Below are 2,003 nucleotides of genomic sequence, written 5' to 3' on the forward strand. Positions count from 1 at the left end.
AATGGCGGGGTCGGCGGGTTCGCCGATCAGCAGTCCCTTGGTTTCCCGAGCCAGAAAGGCGGCCGTCACCGCAAGGACGAGGCTGATGAGAATGGAGGCGACGCCATCGAGAACGGGCAGATCGAGCCGAATGGACAGAAAGGCGCCGGCAAAGGCGATCGAAAGGCCGATCAGCGCGGCGCTATCCTCGAACACGACCATGAAGGAGGGGGGATCCTTGCTGTCGTGGATAGCTTGAAAAATCTCGGCATAGCGCATCCTGCCCTTGAACCCGCGCAGCGCAATCAACCAGGTGGAGCCATCGAGCAGCGCCGACAGCGCCAGCACGATGTAATTCACATGCTCGAATTCAATGCGCGTCGGTTGGAGCACATGCGCGACGCCATTGACGAAGGTGACGCCGGCCCCCAACGCAAAGACCTGCACGGCGACGACGAAGCTCCAGAAATAAATTTCGCGGCCATAGCCGAAAGGGTGGCTGTCGTCGGGCGTCCGCTTCGACCTGTGCACGCCATAGAGCAGCAGAATGGAATTGCTGCTGTCGACGAGCGAGTGAACAGCTTCGCTCCACATCGCCGAGCTGCCGGTCAGCATGGCGGCGCCTACCTTGATCGCCGCGATCGTCAGGTCTCCGGCGATCGAGACGAAGAGCACATTGCGTGTGGTGAGCCGGGCGGCGGTGCAGGGCGCCATCAACGATCCTTTGGCGCCGGGGCGAGGCGATGGCGCGGTCGCGCGCTCGATTCATGCGATGGCCGGCGCCCGAGAGGACAGCGTCGGAAACTACGCACGACCTCGGTTTTTGATGCGCCAGCAATCGGGACCTCGCAAGTGAGCAGTTTCCGAGCCTGTCGCCTGCATCGCGCCAGCCTAAAGTCCGCATCGCGCTCCGAAGGCGCGGCCGCCCCGATGGGCGGCGTTTTCTGGCCGCAAGGAAAAGCTTTTCACTTGGCTATTCGGCGGAAGATCGGCGGCGCGGCGCGCCTGCCAAAAAGGAATGGACGCATGGCTTATCAAAGCTTCAATCCGGCCACCGGGAAGCTCGTAAAAAGCTTCGATCAACTGACGGATGAACAGCTTGAGGCGAAGCTCGCCGCCGCCGCGCAATTTTACCTGAGCTGGAAACAGAAACCCTATGCGGAGCGTGCTCCCGTCATCGCGAGGGCGGCGGAAATCTTGCGCGCGAAAACCGATGAATTCGCCGCGATCATGACCCTCGAAATGGGCAAGAAGATCCGCGAGGCGCGCGGCGAAATCGCATTCAGCGCCGATATCCTCGACTATTACGCCGAAAACGCCGAGCGTTTCCTGGCGCCGACGGCGTTGCATCCGACGGTCGGCGAGGCCCATATGGAGAGCAGTCCGATCGGCGTGGTCTTCTGCGTCGAACCCTGGAATTTTCCTTACTACCAGCTGGCGCGCGTCGCCGGGCCGCAGCTGATGGCCGGCAATGTTCTCGTGGTCAAGCACGCGGCCTGCGTGCCGCAATGCGCCATCGCCTTCGAGCAACTCCTGCGCGACGCGGGCTCTCCCGCCGGTCTTTACACCAATCTGCCGATCTCGCACGCCCAGTCCGACATCGTCATCGACGACCCACGCGTCAAGGGGGTCGCGCTGACCGGCAGCGTTGGCGCCGGCCGGACCATCGCCGCGCGCGCCGGCCAGAATCTGAAGCCTTCGTCGATGGAGCTCGGCGGTAGCGACGCCTTCATCGTGCTTGAGGACGCCGACCTCGACCACACCGTCAAATGGGCGGTCTGGGGCCGCATGTATAATTCAGGACAAACCTGCTGCGCGGCGAAACGGTTCATCGTCGTCGACAAGCTTGCGGACGCTTTTCTGGAGCGGTTTGCGGCCGCGCTCGGCGCCATCGAGGCAGGCAACCCAACGGATCAGAAGACCTCGATGGGTCCGCTCGCCAGCGAAGATGGTCTGCTGCACCTTCTCGAACAGGTCAGGCAGGCCGTCGACCATGGCGCGAAAGCACTGATCGGAGGCAAGCG

General features: G+C 62.9%; 2 protein-coding genes. One reads left to right on the forward strand and one right to left on the reverse strand.

The features are described from left to right. Positions 1-693, reverse strand: a 693-nt coding sequence (locus QZY01_RS10635) for a cation diffusion facilitator family transporter (protein ID WP_294536827.1), incomplete at its 3' end; no start/stop codon positions are given. Positions 694-1,005: 312 nt separating this feature from the next. Between QZY01_RS10635 and QZY01_RS10640 the strand changes: the two genes are divergently transcribed. Next, positions 1,006-2,003: aldehyde dehydrogenase family protein (locus QZY01_RS10640; protein ID WP_294536829.1), on the forward strand; the 998-nt coding region annotated here is incomplete at its 3' end.

Origin of the sequence: uncultured Rhodoblastus sp. (genome assembly GCF_903903185.1) — a bacterium.
GTDB lineage: Bacteria > Pseudomonadota > Alphaproteobacteria > Rhizobiales > Beijerinckiaceae > Rhodoblastus.